Origin of the sequence: Flavobacterium sp. 103, from assembly GCF_003096795.1 — a bacterium.
Classification (GTDB): Bacteria; Bacteroidota; Bacteroidia; order Flavobacteriales; family Flavobacteriaceae; genus Flavobacterium.
The window spans coordinates 3531905-3552221 of the sequence record NZ_QENX01000001.1; the positions used below are offsets into that span (position 1 = coordinate 3531905).

General features: G+C 31.6%; 9 protein-coding genes, 1 other RNA gene and 1 pseudogene. 6 read left to right on the plus strand and 5 right to left on the minus strand.

The annotated features are described in order from the left end of the window. Position 1 precedes the first annotated feature (1 nt). The 4 genes and pseudogenes from C8C85_RS14980 to C8C85_RS18730 form a co-directional block, all read left to right on the plus strand. A complete protein-coding gene (locus tag C8C85_RS14980) occupies positions 2-718 on the plus strand; it encodes a M48 family metallopeptidase (RefSeq protein ID WP_116797785.1) in 717 nt (238 codons plus the stop codon). Between the two features lie 47 nt (positions 719-765). Next, on the plus strand, positions 766-2208 hold the full coding sequence (locus C8C85_RS14985) for an ATP-dependent RecD-like DNA helicase (RefSeq protein WP_116797786.1): 1443 nt from the start codon (positions 766-768) through the stop codon (positions 2206-2208). A 63-nt stretch (positions 2209-2271) separates the two neighbouring features. Beyond that, positions 2272-4107: an NACHT domain-containing protein gene (locus tag C8C85_RS14990; RefSeq protein WP_133243391.1), complete on the plus strand. Its 1836-nt coding sequence runs from the start codon at positions 2272-2274 to the stop codon at positions 4105-4107. Further along, positions 4094-7717 (plus strand): annotated as a pseudogene (locus tag C8C85_RS18730) (S1 RNA-binding domain-containing protein); the annotation flags it as partial. The gene C8C85_RS14990 and the pseudogene C8C85_RS18730, both read left to right, overlap by 14 nt. A gap of 1256 nt (positions 7718-8973) precedes the next feature. Here C8C85_RS18730 and ssrA read toward each other — a convergent pair. Then, positions 8974-9370: a transfer-messenger RNA gene (gene ssrA, locus C8C85_RS15000) on the minus strand. A gap of 495 nt (positions 9371-9865) precedes the next feature. Between ssrA and C8C85_RS15005 the strand changes: the two genes are divergently transcribed. Further along, entirely contained in the window at positions 9866-11944 is a 2079-nt protein-coding gene (locus C8C85_RS15005) for a GEVED domain-containing protein (protein WP_116797789.1), read from the plus strand. A gap of 198 nt (positions 11945-12142) precedes the next feature. Here the strand turns inward: C8C85_RS15005 and C8C85_RS15010 are convergent, their stop codons facing one another. Next, positions 12143-13351 (minus strand): serine hydrolase domain-containing protein, encoded by a 1209-nt coding sequence (locus C8C85_RS15010; RefSeq protein WP_116797790.1) that lies wholly within the window; start codon positions 13349-13351, stop codon positions 12143-12145. A gap of 431 nt (positions 13352-13782) precedes the next feature. On the opposite strand from C8C85_RS15010, the gene C8C85_RS15015 reads away from it, so the two are divergent. After that, positions 13783-14985 (plus strand): NAD(P)-dependent oxidoreductase, encoded by a 1203-nt coding sequence (locus C8C85_RS15015; RefSeq protein WP_116797791.1) that lies wholly within the window; start codon positions 13783-13785, stop codon positions 14983-14985. A gap of 149 nt (positions 14986-15134) precedes the next feature. On the opposite strand, the gene fumC is transcribed toward C8C85_RS15015, so the two are convergent. The 3 genes from fumC to C8C85_RS15030 form a co-directional block, all read right to left on the minus strand. After that, a complete protein-coding gene (fumC, locus tag C8C85_RS15020; protein WP_116797792.1) occupies positions 15135-16520 on the minus strand; it encodes a class II fumarate hydratase in 1386 nt (461 codons plus the stop codon). A gap of 145 nt (positions 16521-16665) precedes the next feature. Further along, on the minus strand, positions 16666-17094 hold the full coding sequence (locus C8C85_RS15025; protein ID WP_116797793.1) for a hypothetical protein: 429 nt from the start codon (positions 17092-17094) through the stop codon (positions 16666-16668). A gap of 437 nt (positions 17095-17531) precedes the next feature. Beyond that, complete coding sequence (locus C8C85_RS15030; protein WP_116797794.1) at positions 17532-20243, minus strand: M16 family metallopeptidase; 2712 nt, start codon at positions 20241-20243, stop codon at positions 17532-17534. Between the last annotated feature and the right edge of the window lie 74 nt (positions 20244-20317).

The window sequence follows — 20317 nt, forward strand, 5'->3', positions numbered from 1 at the left end:
GATGCACCAAATCGAAGTAAGTAATTTTTCCATAGATGTAATTAGAAAGAGCATAAAAAATATGCACCTTTCGGTTTATCCACCAACAGGTCGGGTACGAATTGCAGCACCATTAAATGTTGATGATGAAGCGGTCAAATTATTTGCGATTTCAAAATTAGCCTGGATAAAAAAGAACCAACGAAAATTTGAAATGCAAGACAGACAAACGCCCAGAGTATTTGAGCAAAGAGAAAGTCATTATTTCGAAGGGAAAAGATATTTATTGCGAGTAATAGAACAAAATGCGCCTCCAAGGGTTGAAATAAAAACAAAAACATACATCGATTTATTCATCAGACCAAATGCAACAGTTGAACAGCGACAAAATTGTATCAATGAATGGTATAGAAAACAATTAAAAAATAAAATCCCACAGCTCATAGAAAAATGGGAGTCAATAATTGGAGTATCAGTATCAGATTGGGGAGTAAAACAGATGAAAACCAAATGGGGAACTTGCAACATTGAACAAAAAAGAATTTGGATTAATTTGGAACTAGCTAAGAAACCCTATAATTGTTTAGAGTACATCATAGTCCACGAAATGACCCATTTAATAGAAAGACATCACAATGAAAATTTCTTGGCGCATTTGGAAAAATACTTACCTAAATGGAAGCTCTATAAAGAAGAATTAAATCGTTTACCAGTAAGTCACGGTGAGTGGGAGTATTAATTATATAATTATCATTTCTTAAAAGGAATAAAATAAATTAATGAGGTATGATTATTAATAAAGACAAATATTTTGATTTTGAGCTAAAACATCAACAACAAAAAGCATTTGATGCTTTATGCCGTTTTATTGAAAATAAATCAGAAAAAGTATTTATTCTGAAAGGTTATGCAGGCACAGGAAAGACAACCTTGATGAGCGGTTTAATTAAACGTTTATCAGAAAATAAAATTCCGTTTGCTCTTTTAGCATCAACAGGAAGAGCGGCGAAAATACTTTCAGACAAAACAAAAACAAACGCTAACACTATCCACAGTCATATTTATGTTTTCAATGAATTGAGTGAAGATTTAGAAAAATTAAGTAAAATACAGCAAGATTTTTCAATAGATGACAAAGGTCAGGTCACTTTGCTTTTTGATTTAAAAACAATAAGTTCAGAGTCTGAAAAAATCTATATTATTGATGAAGCATCAATGGTTTCTGACAAAATAGATAAAAATGTTTCCTTTGCTAAATTTGGAACTGGGGATTTACTAGGTGATATCTTAAATTATGACACCAATGGTAAATTTATTTTTGTTGGAGACCCTTGTCAACTTCCACCAATAAACCAATCAAATTCCCCCGCCCTTTCCGCTTCTCATATTGCTGAACAATACAAATTGCAAACTTCAGAATTTGAAATGACAGAGATAATTAGGCAATCAAACACAAACGGGATAATAGAAGCGTCTTTTAAACTCCGTCAATTATATTATACAAACCCTAATGTAAAATATGCAAATTTCCCCATAAAAGGGCATAACAATATTGTTATTCAAAACTCTCACGCCAGTATGCTAAACGATTATATTGAAAAAATCAAAGCGGAAGGGTTCAAGCACTCAACTTTAATTTGTCAAACAAACAAACATTGTTCTGATTTAAATAAAGTAATTCGTTCCATACTTCAAAAGGACAAAGAAAGAATATCAATTGGTGATTTGTTGATGGTAACCCAAAACAATTACATTTCTAATCTTGTAAATGGTGACCAGATAATAGTTGTTGATATAGGAAGTAAAGAATACAGATGTGGTTTGTCATTTATAAAAGTTAGTGTTGAAGAAATTACATCAAAGAATAAATTTAATTTGCTTTTAATTGAAGATATTCTGTACTCCACATCAACAAATTTAGACTCAAAACAACACAAAGACTTGATGATTGATTATTTTAAACGAATGAAAGAGAAAGGTATTCATCAAAAAGATTCAGCATTCAAAGAGAATATGTTAAAAGACCCATATCTTAACGCTCTAAAAACAGTTTATGGGTATGCATTAACATGTCATAAGGCACAGGGAGGTGAGTGGAATGAAGTATATTTATATCTTGATAATAAAATTCACGGAATCAATAAACCTGGAATTTATCAGTGGCTTTACACTTCAATTACTCGAGCAAAAAAAAACTTACACATAGTCAACGATTGGTTTATTAAATGATTTGTAAATATTTGATAAACTATAAAAAAAATAAGTTTGATTTATTTAAATTAAATAATAAAAATGATGAATTGGGAATTAATAAAAAAAGGGATTTTAAAAGAAATTGTCACAATATTTAACACTATCGATCCAGCAATTGATGTTGATAATTGTTTGAACTTATATTCAAAAATATTAAAGTTTAAAATTTCTATTTCAACCAAAAATGATCTAGATGGACTTGAAAAATCAATTTATGATACTTTAGAAAAAAACTTTATTGATGGTAAAATTAATGATACTTCAGTAGGTTTATTTTCTAAAAATTTTGAGCAGTTTATCAAAAAAATATATTACATATTGGAAGAGGGGGAGTTTGTTAATAAAGAACATATCTTAGATCATTCAAAACTTCAAGCACTTGGCCCATATCTTGCAACTTTTAATAAGATTAGACCAATCTATTTAGATTCAAAAAACAAAGAAGTTGATGAAATTGAATTTGCTCATCATATAAATGGCGAACCAGTTTATAAAATTAATGCTGAAACTGGATCTATAATATATAAACGCTTGTATCCAAACAGTCTTAGTTTTGATAGTTATGCTTCTGTTAGTGATAGGGAACTTAATCAAAAGTACCATAATAACTTTTTGCTTTATCTTCTTAAGGCTATAATTTTAAAAAATGAACAAAGTCACCAAGTTCCAGAACGTAATCGTTTAGATAACGTTACTAACTTTAATTCAACCTTAATTGCAGAATTATGGTTGATTAATTTTTTCAAAAAAGAATTGGCGATTGCTATAAAAAAAGATAGTTATAAAAATAGAGATTTTGATGAATATATAAAAACAGAGATTGAAAGAACAAAAAAGCAAAATTCTAAATTTGTTTCATTAAATCTAAAAGAATTATCGAATCAAACTGATAAAGGTAGAAATGGTTTTATTGAAGATTTATTAGATGACAACCTGAATAGAATTAGAATATTGGGCCAAGGGGGATCTGGAAAAACAACTACTCTTGAATTTCTTGTATATAAAGATGCATCAAAATGGATTGAAAATCCTTCAACCTCAAAAATTCCGGTGATAATTTCATTGGCAAATTTATCCTCTAAAGAAACTGTTGTCGAAAGTATTGCAAAAAAAATAAATGTTGATACTGATTATGCAGAGGAATTACTTGAAACAAACGAATTGAAAATTTATTTAGACGGTATCAACGAAATGGTTGAAAATAGAGAGTCAAAAAAATTAAAATTACAAGAAATTGCTCTTTTACTTGAAGACTATCCTAAATTAAGCATAATAATAACCGATAGATATGAATTCGACAGCTATCAAAATAACATGTTTAATGTTCCTACTTTTTTAATACAAAAACTTACCAAAGATCAAATAGAGGAGTTTGTTACTAAATATTGTAATAATTCTCAGGAGCAATCGGCACATGTTCTTAAAATATTAAAATCTAAAAGCAATATTCAAGATATATTATTGCGTCCTCTAGTACTTACAAGAGCAATTGAAATAATTAAGATTGATAATGATTTGCCAGAGAAAGAGGGGCAAATTATTGAAAAGTTTTTAGATATTCTACTTAGAAGAGAAAAAGACGAAAAAAAAGACCCACTATTAAATGTAAATAATTTTAAATTGTTAATGTCTTATGCTGCAAGTGAAATTTGGCACAAACATAAATCAAATGCTCCCATTCACGAGTTTACGTTTAATAAAATGCTTGTTGATGCGGCCGAAAAATTCGGTTTAGAAAAATTTAATGCAGGCTATATAAGTAGAATAGGATATGAACTAGAGATTTTATCCAAAAATGAAGATTTAATTCAGTTTTATCATCAAAGTTATATTGAGTTTTTTTGTAAACATTATTTAAAATATGAGTTCAGATAAAATATTCTCCGCTGTTTTAAATAGGCATGATCCAAAGGCAATAATATCTCATGGTATTTTAAGATTCTTTGCTGAGGATCTATCTGAAAATGAAAAAATTGAATTTGTAAAATCAATTTTTGATAAGGGGTCTTGGATACTATCAACTGAAATTGCGAGTATATCAGATTCAGAAGAAATAAAAACCTATACACAAGGTAAATTCTTTCAAATTTTCAATAATTGGGTTTCAAAAAGAATTGAACATTCTGCTTATTTAAGCAAAATTTCTAAAAATGCATTTTTACCATATATGTATAAAATGGAATTCAAAGAAGCTTTATTTTCCATAAAGAATCTTAATTTTCCATTAGAAATAATGTCCGTTTTAGAAAGATTTATAAATCATTGTAATTCTGCATTATTAAAAAATTATTTAGATGATGCTCTATGGGTAGTTATAGAAAAATTTGAAGTAGATGAAATAGAAATATTTTTTAGTTATTTCTTAAAAAGATATGATAAAGATAGTAGCGATAATATTCGTGATTTTATATACCATTTTATAAATAGATTGGCATATTCCCATATAATTTTTAATCTTTCGAATGTTTTTATCAATCAATTAGGTAATCTTTCAAAAAACTTTATAGAAGATAATTATCAAAATAATTATCAACATTTAATTTCTATCCTTTTATTGGAATACATAGAGAAAAAGGAACTAGACTTATCGAATTCTAAGTTTGATGATTTAATTGAGGAATACATTAATAATTTAGAAAAAGGAAATCCCTATAGTGTCGATTTTTTCAGGCTTTTAGAGAGTTTTAATTATTCATTTAAAAGTTATGATTATAAATTAGAAGTTAAAATCCTATTTGATACAATTGAAACAAATTTATTTCTAGTTAATTGTTCAGATATCAATCAAATAAAATTAATTTTTATTCATTATATTAAATCGTCGGAAAAATATTTTGAATTATTATTATTTTATATAGAACAAAGTCCCCCTGAATTAATAAAAGACTATTTAATAAATTACACAAAATTAATAGACAAATTAAGATTATCCTTTAATTCTTTATTATGGTTTGATGAATATTCAAACTTCAACATAATTAAAGGCAAAATAGATTCAGTGATACCTGGAGGATTCAATGTTAAATTAGATGAAAATATATTTAATAGAAAAATTGAAGAAAAGCAACTAGAAACATTTTGTACTAAAGAATTTATTTCACAGTATAGTTTTGGATTTCTTAAGACTGAATCTTTAAAAGAATTTTACAGAAGTAGCATTTTTTATAATTTCTTAGAAAATAAAACAACAAAAAAAAATAATCAAGATATTATTGAAATAGCAAGAGAATCCGAATCCGAATCCTTTTTCATTTCAAATGTAAATTATTCAACAACAAACAAAGGAAGCATAATTACATTAGTTCCATTTAATAAGCCATTAAATGATAAAATTATTAGATTTGAATTGAAGAATTTCTTTTCTTCAATTGAATTGTTTTTAATTGAAAAAGCTTATGAATATTTAAATTTAGAATCTCCATTTCATAAAAGAACAACTTTAACAAATAAATTATTTCCTTTCAAATATAATAATGATCGTAAAATATCCTTATCCGAAGAAACATTCTGGATAATTTTAGAAGAATTACGGCCAAATCTATATGAAGCAATTTATCTTAAACATAAAAAAGAAGAAAACTCTTTTAATGAACTTTTAGATGCATATGAAAATGGAAAAACAATTAGTGGATTAGTTAAGTCACGAACCAAAGGTGGTATGTTTGTTGAAATATTGGGACTTGAAGCATTCTTGCCCGGCTCACAAATGGATATTAAACCAATAATAGATTTTGATTTTTACATTGGTAAAACTATGGAATTTAGAATTGTTAAAGTTTTTCCAGAAAACAAAAACTTTGTTGTTTCCCATAGAGTGCTTATAGAAGAAGATTTTGAAATCAAGAAAAAAGATATCATCACAAAATTGCAAAATGGTATAGTATTAGAAGGTATAGTAAAAAATATTACATCTTATGGCGTTTTCATTGATTTAGGAGGTTTTGATGGTTTAATCCATATTACAGATCTTTCTTGGGATAGGATCAACCATCCATCTGAAGTTCTTGAAATAGATCAAGTATTAAATGTTGTAATACTTGATATTGATATTGATAAATCAAGAATTCAATTAGGATTAAAACAATTAAAAGATCATCCTTGGAATAATTTAGATACAAACCTAAAAATAGGTGATATTGTAAAAGGCAAAGTTGTAGAAATGGCAGATTACGGTGCATTTATCGAAGTTGCTGAAGGTGTTGAAGGTTTAATCCATATTTCTGAAATGACGTGGAAATACATTCCTTCAACAAATAAGGAACGTAAGCTTTATGTTCAAAAATTATTTACCATAGGAGATAAAGTAGAAGCGATTATCTTGACTTTAGACAGAGAAGTTCATAAAATGTCTTTAGGTATCAAACAATTGTCTCAAGATCCTTGGAGTGATATACCTACTAAATATCCTATAGGTTCTCGACATTCAGGTATCGTTAGAAATTTTACAAACTTTGGTGTTTTCGTAAAATTAGATGAATATATCGACGGATTAATTTATATAACTGATTTATCCTGGACAAAAAAAATCAAACACCCATCTGAATTTGTAAATGTTGGTGAAAAATTAGACGTAGTTGTATTAGAATTAGATGTTGACAGACGTAAATTATCTTTAGGTCACAAACAAACTACTGCTAATCCTTGGGATCAATATGAAGATTCTTTCGCAGTTGGAACTATCCACACAGCTGAAATTTCTGAAATCGTTGACAAAGGAGCTACTGTAGAATTAAGTGAAGATATCGTTGCTTTCATTCCTACACGTCATCTTGAAAAAGAAGATGGTAAGAAGTTGAAAAAAGGAGATTCTGCTGATTTCAAAGTAATTGAATTCAACAAAGAATTCAAAAGAGTAGTTGCTTCTCACACTGCTATCTTTTATAAAGAAATAGATGGTAAAATAAACCCTTCAAATAAAACTGCTACAGACTTACCTACTAATACGCCAGTTTCAATCGTAAGGGGTGATAATGATACTTATTCATGTTTGAAAGTTGGAGATATTATAAAAGGGAAAGTAATTGAAATTGCTGATTATGGTGCATATATTGAAGTAATTGATGGGATTGAAGGCTTAATCCGTGTTTCTGAAATGTCTTGGAATTCATTCTTGTGCTTAGCTCAGGATTTTATAAAAATTGACGACGTTGTAGAAGTAATTATTATATTCTATGATAAACATATTGGTAAAATGGAACTAAGTATTAAACAATTAACTGAAGACCCTTGGCAAAATATTACTAATAATCTCCCGATTGGTTCAAAACATACAGGTAAAGTAGTCAGTTTTACAAATTTTGGTTTATATGTTGAACTAAATAAAAATATTGTTGGCTATATAGCTAATACAAATTTGTCTTGGACAAAAAATTTCAAACACCCATCTGAATTTATTAATTTAGGAGACAAAATCGATGTGATTATATTACAAATAAATGCTGAAGAGCGTAAATTATCCTTAGGTCACAAGCAAACTAAAACTAATCGTTGATTTTAATGATTAGGAATTATATCAAAGGAAGTAAGCAGTCTATATCTCTCTTTATGCTTTGTTCTGTTCGACTGCTCCAATCAATCGTTAGTAGAAAAAGCCTCCGTGCTTCTTTCCACAGACACTTTGCGAGGCAATAAAAAATAAGTATAAAATAAGCTGATATTTTTATTAAAGCACTCGTTCATCATCTTGACCCTCTCTTTTCCTGCATTAGTGGGGGTGCTGCTTCCACAATACAGTTTCATTCAGTCTCGATCCGTAAGATCTGACTAACATGTCCTTTTTATAGTGAGAAATATTCAGACACAATATTATACCCCCGCATAGGATCCAAAATACAAAAAGGGAAAGTTGATTTTATAAAGGGAGGGGGTGTCTTTAATGAGATTGTATTTTCAAAACTTTTGTCTTTTTTACTTGCCAATCTCTATTAGCAAAAAAGAAGCAATATCGTTTTGTTACTCTAGACAAGAGTAGCAATTTAAAATGTAATAAATTGATAATAAAACAAATACACTGGCAACCTATTGATTTTAACCGACTATTGGCCGACAAGTCAATAAATTGGTTACAAAGTATAGTCTTTTACTTGTCTATTGTATTCATGACGGCTCCCATACAATTACCAAAATACTTTTAAAAATGTAAACCACCAGAAAGAATTGCAGAAGTGTATGTATGTAGTATTATACAAAAGTTTTAGTAAAATGGAATGCAAAATATTAATTCTAGACTTGAGGCGAGACTGTCCCATACGTCCCTTTTTTCAAGTTTTTTAAAAAGATCTTATTTTGTGTTTTTAAAAAACAGGCTTAAAATTTGACTTTTTTTGATTTAAACAAATTTTTAAAATACGCTGTAGACAGAGGTGAAAATAACATTTTGTTTATTATTGTTTTTTGTGTGCTTTTTTACAACAAAACAAGGAATGTTTTCTGGTTTGATCAACATTTTTGATTTTGAGTTCCTCTATGTGATATTAGATGTTTTTGAGGGGACTTTTGTAGAAATAAGGAAACAATAATATAATTACAATCGCTCGAAACACAGTTAATGTAGATTGATTATTATCCGCACAGACAGTTTTAATTTCTATGCACTATATTTAAAATAAAATTTAAGACTGAAAATCTTTCAGAAAAGAGAGGTTTTTTATTGGTAAAAAAAGATATTAGGAGATGGTAAACGGCAACTAAAACGGCAACGAAAAAATAAAAGCCCTGTAAATCAATTGATTACAAGGCTTTTTGTGGAATCGCCGGGAATCGAACCCGGGTCCAAACAAGCAACTAAATAGCTTTCTACACGCTTATTTCCTGAATAGATTTTCGACTTGGAGTTAGGTCAGAAACAACCACTCTTTGCTTAGCTTCTTTAATTTCGAAATCCACCCGAAGCTTGTGGAAATCTAGGTTTAAATTTACGATTTACCTTAATCGACCGCTATAAACCAAAGCTTTCGAGGTAAATCCTGCTTTCCTACCTGGTAGGACGAGGCTAATCTTACTATAATTCAGATTATGCAGCAAGAGCGTAGTTTCCTTCGCCGTGTAAAATGTTTGAGACCTTTTATTTACGAGAATTGTCCCAGTTCTCGACGTGCTTACTTTCCAATTCGACTTGCTGTCAAAACCAGTCGACCCCATTTAATTTTAGATTTATGATATTAGATTTTGAAGCCAATATTTAAATAGAATATTTTGCAAAGTTAGTATAAATTCAAAGGAATTCCGAATGTCAATTTCAATATTTCAATGGTAAGTTTCAAAAAGCTACAATCCTTTCTGTTAATTAAATTGTATATCCACTTTGAAATGGAAGGTATTAAAATTTAGCCATATTCTATTTTGACTTTTTATGGTGTTGTTTGTTGGTTATTTTGTTTAAAATAGACTGTAAATAAGTTTAATTGTTGTTAAATAAAGGGTTATTTGTAAAATTTTGATTATGAGTCGTTAAGTTATTAATTTAAAAAGAAGTTTAATTCTGTTAATATTGCATTTCAGGGGGTATTTTGTTGTTATTTCTTATTAGTATGATAAAAAATATATAATTTGACTTAAATATTAAGATAAAAAAATCATATTTATTTTTTATTCCTTAATATTGTGTGAATTATTTAACTAAAACCAAAATACTATGAAAAAAAAATATTTTACTAAAAAAGGTTGGTTCCGTGTTCTCTTTGTTTTTTGTTTAGGAATAAGTGTTCAAGCACAAACATACACAAGTTGGAAAGTAGGTAGTACTACAGATAAAGTGACGACAACTACAGGAGGAGTTCTTCTTGATGGAGGTAAAGAATCGAATGATAATGCTTTTCGTTGGTTTTTAGGCAAAGCTGGTGGAGGCGATGTGGTTGTTATTCGTGCTAGTGGTGCAAATGGTCATAATGATTATTTCTATTCTCAATTAGGAGTTACTCTTAACTCAGTAGAAACAATATTAATAGATACAAGAGCTAAAGCAAGTATTGCCGAAATTGCTACTAAAATTAGAAATGCTGAAGCTTTATTTATTGCTGGAGGAAATCAATATGATTATATTTCTTATTGGAAAGATACTCCTGTTGAAGATGCTATAAATTATTTGATTAACACTAAGAAAGTACCAGTAGGAGGATCAAGTGCAGGATGTGCTATTCAAGGAAAGTATTATTTTACTGCCGCCACTACTAGTGTTCTTTCTGCAGATGCTCTTGCAAATCCGTATAATTCGGGTGTAACAATTGGGGTTAATGATTTTATAAGCCATCCCATTTTAAACAATGTTATTACTGATACTCATTATGATAATCCAGATAGAAGAGGACGTCAAACTACTTTTTTAGCTAGAATGTGGAAAGATCAAGGGGCTGGATTGAATGCCAAAGGGATTGGTATTTATGAGAATGCTGCGGTTTGTATTGATCAAAACGGGATTGCCAAAATATTCGCTCCTGCAACAACTAACTTTGCTTATTTTTATCAAATAGAATCCAATTCAACTCCTGAAACGGTAACTTCGGGTTCGCCTTTAACTTGGAATAATAGCGGAAAAGGGGTTAAAATTGTTAAGATTGCCGGAGACCCAACCGGGACAACTTCTTTCGATTTAAATAATTGGATTACAACTTCAGGATCCAATGCCGCTTGGGGAAATATTAAAGTGATTAATGGAACTTTGACAGAAACACTTGGGGGAACTCCGCCTAGTGGGAATTCCTGTGCAACTCCCTCTGGAATAACTACAAGTGCAATTACTAATATAAGTGCAACGGTCTCTTGGACAGCTACAGCTGCGACAAACTATACCGTTCGTTACAAAACGGCCGCAGCTTCAACTTGGACAACATTGTCAAATACAACTGCTACTTCCGTATCGCTTACTGGACTTGCATTAGGTACTGCTTATAATGTTGAAATTGTTGGAAATTGTACGTCAGGAGCTTCTACATCAGGAACATCTACATTCACAACAACTGGAGGTTCTACAGTAAGTTATTGTACTTCCAAGGGGAATAGTTCATCCAGTGAATGGATTAAGAAAGTTGTTTTTGGAACTATAAATAATTTAAGTAATGATAATGGAGGTTATGCCGATTTTACAACTCAATCTACTGCAATTACTAAAGGAGTGTCCAAAACTTTGACATTAACACCTGGATATAGCGCTACAAGAAGTTTGTATTGGAAAGTTTATATTGATTACAATAACAATGGTTTATTTACAGATTCCGGCGAAGAAGTGTATTCAATATTCAGTAGTGCGACTTTGAGCCCCAGTATTACTGTTCCAACAACAGCGGTAACAGGTTCCATTAGAATGCGAATTATAGTGAGTTATAACTCTATCAATTCTCCTTGTGGTACTTATAATTATGGAGAAACAGAGGATTATACTTTGAATATTTCGTCTACAGCAAAAATGGCGTCTCAAGCAGGTAAAATTCTTGCCGATTCAAATGATGGAGTAAAAAAACTTCCAGCTAAAATTGAAATATATCCAAATCCGGCTAGAGAAGATTTTAATATCTCGTTTAGTAGTGAAGTAAATGAAAAAGTAACCGTAAAAGTATACAACATTCAAGGGCGAGAAGAAAAATCTTTTGTAATTGATGCTACTGCTGGAGAAAACCGATTCAGAAACAATACCGCCGGATTAAGCAATGGTCAATATGTTGTAAAAGTGATTAAATCCAACGAGATTTCAACTACTAAATTAATAATAGTCAATTAGTGATTTATGTATGTAGCAAAAAACTCCAAAATATTTTTGGAGTTTTTTTTATCAGAATTGTTCCGTTTTGAAATTATTGGCAAATCAAAAATCTATATTCCATCTACAATTTACAATCGGTAACTTGCATTCTGTAATCTATTACCTGTTTTCTATTCTCTTTTTTCTAAATTCTAAAATCTGCAATCTAAAATATCTTTATTCATCTGCCACTTTAAATGGATAATCACCAAATATCACAGAGAGTTTTCGAACCGCATAAGTGTTTCTTGTAAATTTATTGGACAAAGCAATTATAGTTACATTTTCGTCTTTCAGAGGAATATATGATGACGTAAAGCCATGCCACCAACCGTTATGAAAATAGAAATTTTTACCACTTTCCCAATTAATCATTCGAATACCTAATCCGTAATTCTTGGTTCCTTTTCGTTCGTTGCTGTACCCAGTATACACTTGTGCCAATAATTCAGGTTCCAAAAACGATGGGGAATTCCTTGCTCTGTCAAATTTTAATAAATCTCTTGGAGTCGAGTAGATGTTCTTGTCTCCATAAATTTTGTCAAGATAATCAATGCCAATTTCTACCCTGTTGGCTTTATACGATGGAGCTACGTTATGTTTGTCTTTGTCAAAATCCAGGACAAAAGTATTGGTCATTCCTAATGGCTTAAAAATAATTTCAGCCATTGCATCTCTATAAGACATCTTGGTTACTTTTTCGATAATTAGAGCCAGCATAGCATAATTAGTATTGCAATAGGCAAATCGGGTACCCGTTCTTTGTTCCAACCCAATATTTTTGGTTCCCATTATGGTCAATATGTCCTGGTTGGTCAACGTATTATGTCTGTCCCAAACACTTTTGTCACGATCTGTAAAATAGGCATAACTGCGCATTCCGCTTCTGTGATCCAACAACATTCTTATCGTAACATCCGGATAGGGAAATTCTTTAAGGAAATCAGTGACTTTTTGATCAAGGTCAATTCTTTTGGCATTGACCAATTTCAAAACTGCAGTCGCAGTAAGGACTTTGCTTACCGATGCGATATGAATAGGAGTAGTACTTGTTATTGGAGTTTTGTCTCTTAGATTGGCATAACCTTCATATTTTTCGTAGATAATCTGACCATTTTTTGCCACAAGAAAACCACCGTTCATACTGTTGTTTGGCCAGTTTTTCTTGTAAAAAGAATCTATTTGTCGGCGTTTTTCGGCTATATAATCTGCGGTAAGTTTTGGTGTTTCATTTACCAAAGGTTTCATTTTTGGCAATACATTTTTCGGAAGATCGGCATCTTTTAATTCCGCTTTTTCTATTTGTTTAGTGTCTTTTTTACAGGAGCTCACTATTACGTTTAGGAGCAGTAAATTTAGTATAATCGCCTTTTTTGTATAATTCATTTTCGTGGTACTAAAAAAGCAAATATATAGAAACAAATACTTTTGGATTATAGTTTTTTTTAAAATTTAACTTTTTTTTGAAAGCAATTTTTATTTGGCTGATGCTCAGAATAAGAAAACAAATTCTATTTAATTATTTATTGGAATTTAATAGCATTATTCTTGATAAGAGAATAGATAGTAGTTAGAAATAGTACCTATAAAGATTGAAAAAAAGTACTTGAAATGTTGAATCTATTGCGTCAGCCACAAAATAAGTTCGTGCAAAAGGACTTATTAAGCCCACGACTTTGCCCAAACGGATTGTTTAGACTACTTTTATCGACTTTTGTAATTAATCATATAAATATATTTTGTTTTAAAATAAATTGTTATGTTTGTAACAAATAAAGTCAATAAAGTTATATTTATAATTTTTTAAAATAGTCGAAATGAAGTTCGGAATCATAAAAGAAAGGAAAAATCCACCCGATAGAAGAGTTGTTTTCTCACCCAATGAATTGGCAAAAATAAAGCAACTGTATCATGATTGTACTATAAAAGTAGAAAGCTCGGATATTCGTATTTTTACCGATGCCCAATACCAAAGCATGGGAATTGAAGTTGCCAATGATGTAAGTGATTGTGACGTTCTTTTTGGGGTAAAAGAAGTACCGGTTGAGAACTTGATTCCTAATAAAGCCTATTTCTTTTTTTCACATACGATTAAAAAACAACCGTATAACAGAAAGCTGTTGCAAGCTATTTTGGATAAAAATATTGACTTGTATGACCATGAAACAATTATAGATTCACACAATCGTAGATTAATAGGTTTTGGAAAATATGCCGGAATTGTGGGCACTTACAATGCTTTCCGTGCGTTCGGTTTAAAATTTGAATTGTTTAAAATGCCAAAAGCCGAAACGCTTTCAGGCAAAGATGCATTGATTGCCCATTTAAGAAGATTGGTTTTGCCTCCTTTAAAAATTGTGGTAACAGGAACTGGAAAAGTGGGAAATGGTGCCAAAGAAATTTTGGATGCCATGAAAATCAAAGAAGTCACACCAGACAATTATTTGACTAAAAATTACACCCAAGCAGTCTACACTCAAATAGATGTTTTGGATTATAATAAAAGAAAAGACGGTCAAGTACTTGATTATATTGATTTTCACGAAAATCCTTCGGAATATCTTTCTGATTTTGAACGATTCACCAAAGTTTCAGATATTTACATTGCGGGTCATTTTTATGGCAACGGAGCTCCTGTAATCTTGAGTCGAGAAATGCTTCAGGCAAATGATTGCAAGATAAAAGTTGTGGCTGATGTTTCCTGTGATGTCAACGGACCTGTAGCCTGTACGTTGCGTTCTTCGACCATTGCAGAACCTTTATACGGTTATTTGCCTAGCGAAAACAAAGAAGTAGATGTTTTTCATCCTGCTGCAATTGTTGTTATGGCGGTAGATAATTTGCCTTGCGAATTGCCAAAAGACGCCAGTGAAGGTTTTGGCGAAATGTTTTCAGAACACGTTATTCCTGCCTTTTTTAACGGAGATAAAGACGGTATACTTAAACGAGCCAAAATGACCGAAAAGGGAAAACTAACCGAGCGTTTTAGTTATTTACAAGATTATGTTGATGGAAAATAAAGTTAATGACTAATTCCCCAAAAATATAATTGTAATAGAAAAACCTGCAAATTGTCGATTTGCAGGTTTTTCTTTACTAGGCTTAAATGGGTATGGATTTCGGTAAATTCAAAATTCTGAAGTCTAAAATCTGCAATCTAAAATCCTTCTCAAACCATATCCTCCGGTTTTACCCATTCATCAAATTCTTCGGGAGTCACATATCCTAGCCTCACAGCCTCTTCTTTGAGGGTGGTGCCATTTTTGTGTGCCGTTTGGGCAATTTCAGCCGATTTATAATAGCCAATTTTAGTATTCAGAGCCGTAACCAGCATCAATGAATTATTGACCAATTCTTGAATACGTTTGTAGTTTGGTTCAATTCCTTGAGCACAATGTATGTCGAATGAATGACAAGCGTCACCCAGCAATTCCGCCGATTGCAGAAAGTTGGCAGCCATCATCGGTTTGAAAACATTCAATTCATATTGACCTTGCATACCGCCTACGGTAATGGCCATATCATTTCCTATCACTTGAGCACAAACCATGGTCAGCGCCTCGCATTGTGTTGGGTTTACTTTTCCAGGCATGATAGAAGAGCCTGGTTCGTTTTCGGGTATCATTATTTCACCAATTCCAGAGCGTGGCCCTGAAGCTAACATTCGGATATCATTAGCAATTTTATTTAAAGAAACGGCCAATTGTTTGAGTGCGCCGTGGGTTTCTACAATGGCATCGTGAGCTGCCAGCGCTTCAAATTTATTGGGTGCGGTGACAAAAGGATGCCCCGTAAATTGGGTGATATATTCGGCAACTTTTATGTCATATCCTTTTGGTGTATTCAATCCTGTACCCACAGCAGTTCCTCCCAAAGCGATTTGGGATAAGTGTCCCAATGTGTTCTTAACCGCTTTCAAACCATTATCCAATTGCGCCACATAACCCGAAATTTCTTGTCCCAAAGTAAGGGGAGTGGCATCCATCAAATGGGTACGGCCAATTTTGACTACGGAATGAAATTGAGTTGCCTTTTTGTGAAGTGTATCTCTTAATTTTTCGACATTCGGAATAGTATTTTCCACTATTGTTTTATAGGCTGCAATATGCATTGCGGTTGGAAAAGTATCATTGGACGATTGCGATTTATTGACATCATCATTGGCTTTGATAAAAGGCTCATCTTCTGTAATGCTTAATCTTTTAAGTACCTGAGCACGATTGGCAATTACTTCGTTGACATTCATGTTGCTTTGCGTACCAGAACCCGTTTGCCAAATCACAAGCGGAAATTCCTCAGAAAGTTGTCCAGCCAGAATTTCATCACAAACCAAAGCAATGTAATCCCGTTTCTCGACGTGTAAAACACCCAATTCACAATTGGTATAGGCGGCTGCTTTTTTGAGGTAGGCAAAACCTTCAATTATAGCTTTTGGTATGGATGCCGGCGACCCAATCTTGAAATTGTTTCGGGAGCGTTCAGTTTGTGCTCCCCAGTATCTGTCTAAGGGGACTTGGACTTCGCCCATAGTGTCTTTCTCGATTCTATATTTCATTTCGATTTCTTATTGTTTTTTAGTAGAATAATGAGGTTACCTTGTATGACAGATCTTATCCTTTTTTAATTCAGAAGTAAACCACATTAGTTTTTTTATAGGATACTGGATAATTTGATAAAACAAGAGCTGATGTAATATGTTTTTAATTTGGAATGTGGGTTAAATGATAGAATTTTTTTATTTTGGCTACGATTTGATTAGTGGTCATGTTGTTTTCTGCCGTTTCAACTAATTTTAGTTTGCTCGCATCGAATGATTTATCGGAATTTATTTTTTGTTCTAATTTTATTTTTGTTTCAGCAGGTCCAAAAATATACAGTTCATCGACTAATTTGATATGCGATAGAATGCTTTTTAGAAAATGATTGGTTTCATTTTTTCTTCTTTCTTCAAATTTAGTTTCATCGCTACCATGATGACTACCATTGAAGGATCCTTTGCTTCCTTCTTTTTGATGGTATATTTTATTTTCCAAATCAGATTCGATTTTTGATACCCTTTGCTTTCCACCATCAAGAGTAACAATAATTGCTTTTGATGAATCAATCCAGATGCCAGTTTGTTTTTTCATGACTTTGTTTTTTAAAATTAAAATGAGATTAAGTTAGAACTTTACTATTTAGAGGGCAAAAAAATATTTTTTAACAGCAATTAGCAGATTTAAAAATTGAATTATTACTACTATTTTTTGAAATGAAAAGATATTTTTTAGGAAAAGAATCGGGCTTATAAAGTTACGAAATAGTGCTGATTTTAGATTGTTAATTGGGATTTGTTTTAGTTTTGTTGAGTTTATAATTTTTTAAAGTTCATAGTGTCAGTTTTTAAATAAAGGATAAGTGGCTTGCCATAAATAATAATGGAATGTTTGGTTTTAGGGTTAAATCAGAAAAAAAATAGTGACAAAAAAAAGGTGTTGAGCAATCAACACCTTTTTCCGATTTAAATTTTTGCTAGGCTAAAGCTTCTTTGTTTAACTTAGAACTTTAGTTTTTTAGTAACAAAAAATTATTTTTTAACAAAATCTCCAGCTTGAACAATCACTAGTTTTTTTGGATCAAAATATTTGACTAAAGCAGTATTTACTTTTTGAACATCTAAGTTTTTAATTTTAGTTTCAAAATCTTCATAGTCTTTGAAAGTTTGACCTGAATCCATGTTTTCTCTTAGTTCACGAACCAAGAACTCATCAGTTCCAAGCATTGTTTGTCTATTTTGCAACCAAGATTTTAAGGAACTGTCAAATTCTTCTTTGGTAAACCCTTTGCTGATTGCTTTTTGGATTTCTTCATTAAGGGCTGTTGTCAATTTATCCTTCATTGTTGGATTATAAAAAGCATAAATTCCCCATTCTGATGTAGGATCAATAGCATTTGCTTGTACATAAGAACCAGCGCCATAGCTCAAACCTTCAGTTTCACGTAAACGTTGCGGAATTCTGGAGGATAGAAAAGCACCGCCACCCAATAACTCATTTGCCATTTCTAAAGCAGGATAATCTGGATTTTTTTTACCAATATTCAAATTTATTTTTCCAAATAAAATGGCATTCGTTTTGTCATTAATTTGGATGGTTTTTTCATTTGATTTTACATCAAAATATTGCGTTGGAATTCTTTTGTATGCAATTTTCGGGTTCCAGTTGTCAAAAGTGCTGCTCAAGAATTTTTTAATGGCATCTTTATCAATACCTCCTACAAACGAAGATATACTGTTAGATCCGCCATAAAAGGTTGCATAAAAGTTCTTAAGGTCTTCAATAGTGATTTTGTCTAGGGTAGCCAGGCTTTCATCAATTGTTTCCGAGTAATAAGGATGGGTTTTTGGGTACAAAGCAGTTATTTTTGTCAGTTCTTGAGTTGCAACAGCTTGAGGTTCATTTCTGTTGGATTCCAATCCGCTTTTGGATTCCAGTTTCAATTTTTCAAATTCAGTAACATCAAAAGAAGGGTTTCTCAAAATGTCCTGTACCAAGTTTAAAGCATTGTTTAAATTGGCTTTATCCGTACTGATTCTTACATATAAACCATCAACAGATCCCACTACACTTAAGTTTATTTTATATTGGTCAAGCTGGTCGTTAATGTCTTTTTTGGTTCTGGTTTTAGTTCCTAATTTTAACATGTTTGCTGTTAAATTGGCAATCATTGATTTTTGGCTCAATGATTTTTCATCTCCCATTCTCAACAATATACGGGCTTCAATTTTATTTCCTTTGGCAGGTTTCTCCAATAATGCATATTTTCCACCTGATGCTAATTTTCCTTCTTCAGTGGATTTTATAATATTGGCAACAGAGGCTTCAAAGGTATTGGTATTTGCCTCCATTACTTTTCCTTTGTATCCATTTACAAGAGCCGCTATGTCTTTAGTGTCGCTAACTTTGGTTCTTTCGCTAGTTGCTTCGGGTATAAAGCGACCCCAAGTTCTGTTGCTTTGCAAATAGTATTTTTTGGCAGCGTTTTGAATGTCGGCAACTGTCAAAGCTTCGATATTGTCTCTATCTATAAAAAATAAACGCCAATCACCAGCTCCGATGAATTCTGTCATAGCAATCGATAAGTTCAGTGTTTTGTTATAAGTGTTTTCAAATTGTTTTAGCAATTCATTTTTGGCACGTTTAAGGTCATCCTCCGTAAAAGTCATTTTAGGAACATTATTCATAGTTTCCAAAAAGGCTTTTTGCACCGTGTTTATGTCTTTATCTTTTGCAATTTCGCAGGCAAAATAACTGAATGCTGGATCTTTTAATGTCAAGGTATATCCATAGACATTAGTTGATAATTTAGTTTCCACTAAAGTTTTATACAAAATACCAGAAGGGTTATTGGTCAATATTGAGATTAACGCATTATTGGCAGCAAATTCTTTGTCTGAATAACTGGGAGTGTGATAAGCCATAGCAATGTATTGAAGATCACCATTTCTTTTGAGTTCTACAAATCGTTCCCCGTCTTGGGCTGGTTCTACAGTATATGTTTTTTCAATTTCGTTTTTTGATTTTGGTATTGGAGCAAAGTATTCTTTAATCCAGGAAAGCGTTTTTTTCTCATCAAATTTTCCACCTATAATTAATGTGGCATTATTGGGTTGGTAATATTTTTGATAAAATACTTTTAGACGACTTGCAGGAACACGCTCTATATCTTCTTTACTTCCAATGGTTGATTTTCCATAATTATGCCACAAATAAGCAGTAGAGAGAATACGTTCGTTTAATACTCCAGAAGGATCATTTTCTCCTATTTCAAACTCATTTCGAACTACACTAAACTCCTTGTCCAAATCGGATTGCAGTATGGCAGAAGTTATCATTCTGTCCGATTCCATGTCTAAGGCCCATTTTAGATTTTCATCTGTTGCCGGTAGAATTTCATAATAGTTGGTACGGTCATAATAGGTTGTACCATTGGCTTGTGCCCCTTTATCGGCAATTGTTTTTTTGATGTCCGTAAACTTTGAGGAGCGTTTGAATAACATATGTTCCAGCAAATGGGCCATTCCAGATTCACCATATCCTTCGTGACGTGAACCAACACCATAAACAATATTCACAATCACATTTGATTGTGCAGCGTCCGGGATTAGCAAAATTTTCATTCCATTTGGTAAGCTATATTCTTTTATGCCTTCTACCGAAGTGACAAAAGTAGCTTCTTGGGAAAAGGAATTTGCAGCCCAAAAGGCAACAAACAACATGGCAAGAATTAATTTTTTCATTTTTTAAAGTTTAATTGTAAGTTTATATTGTAAAAATATATTTTTTTATGAAAGGATAATCATTTGTTTTGATA

Excerpts from the sequence above, each read along its gene's own strand:
- C8C85_RS14980 (WP_116797785.1), top strand. The coding sequence starts at position 2 with ATGCACCAAATCGAAGTAAGTAATTTTTCCATAGATGTAATTAGAAAG.
- C8C85_RS14985 (WP_116797786.1), top strand. The coding sequence starts at position 766 with ATGATTATTAATAAAGACAAATATTTTGATTTTGAGCTAAAACATCAA.
- C8C85_RS14990 (WP_133243391.1), top strand. The coding sequence starts at position 2,272 with ATGATGAATTGGGAATTAATAAAAAAAGGGATTTTAAAAGAAATTGTC.
- C8C85_RS15005 (WP_116797789.1), top strand. The coding sequence starts at position 9,866 with ATGAAAAAAAAATATTTTACTAAAAAAGGTTGGTTCCGTGTTCTCTTT.
- C8C85_RS15010 (WP_116797790.1), bottom strand. The coding sequence starts at position 13,351 with ATGAATTATACAAAAAAGGCGATTATACTAAATTTACTGCTCCTAAAC.
- C8C85_RS15015 (WP_116797791.1), top strand. The coding sequence starts at position 13,783 with ATGAAGTTCGGAATCATAAAAGAAAGGAAAAATCCACCCGATAGAAGA.
- fumC (WP_116797792.1), bottom strand. The coding sequence starts at position 16,520 with ATGAAATATAGAATCGAGAAAGACACTATGGGCGAAGTCCAAGTCCCC.
- C8C85_RS15025 (WP_116797793.1), bottom strand. The coding sequence starts at position 17,094 with ATGAAAAAACAAACTGGCATCTGGATTGATTCATCAAAAGCAATTATT.
- C8C85_RS15030 (WP_116797794.1), bottom strand. The coding sequence starts at position 20,243 with ATGAAAAAATTAATTCTTGCCATGTTGTTTGTTGCCTTTTGGGCTGCA.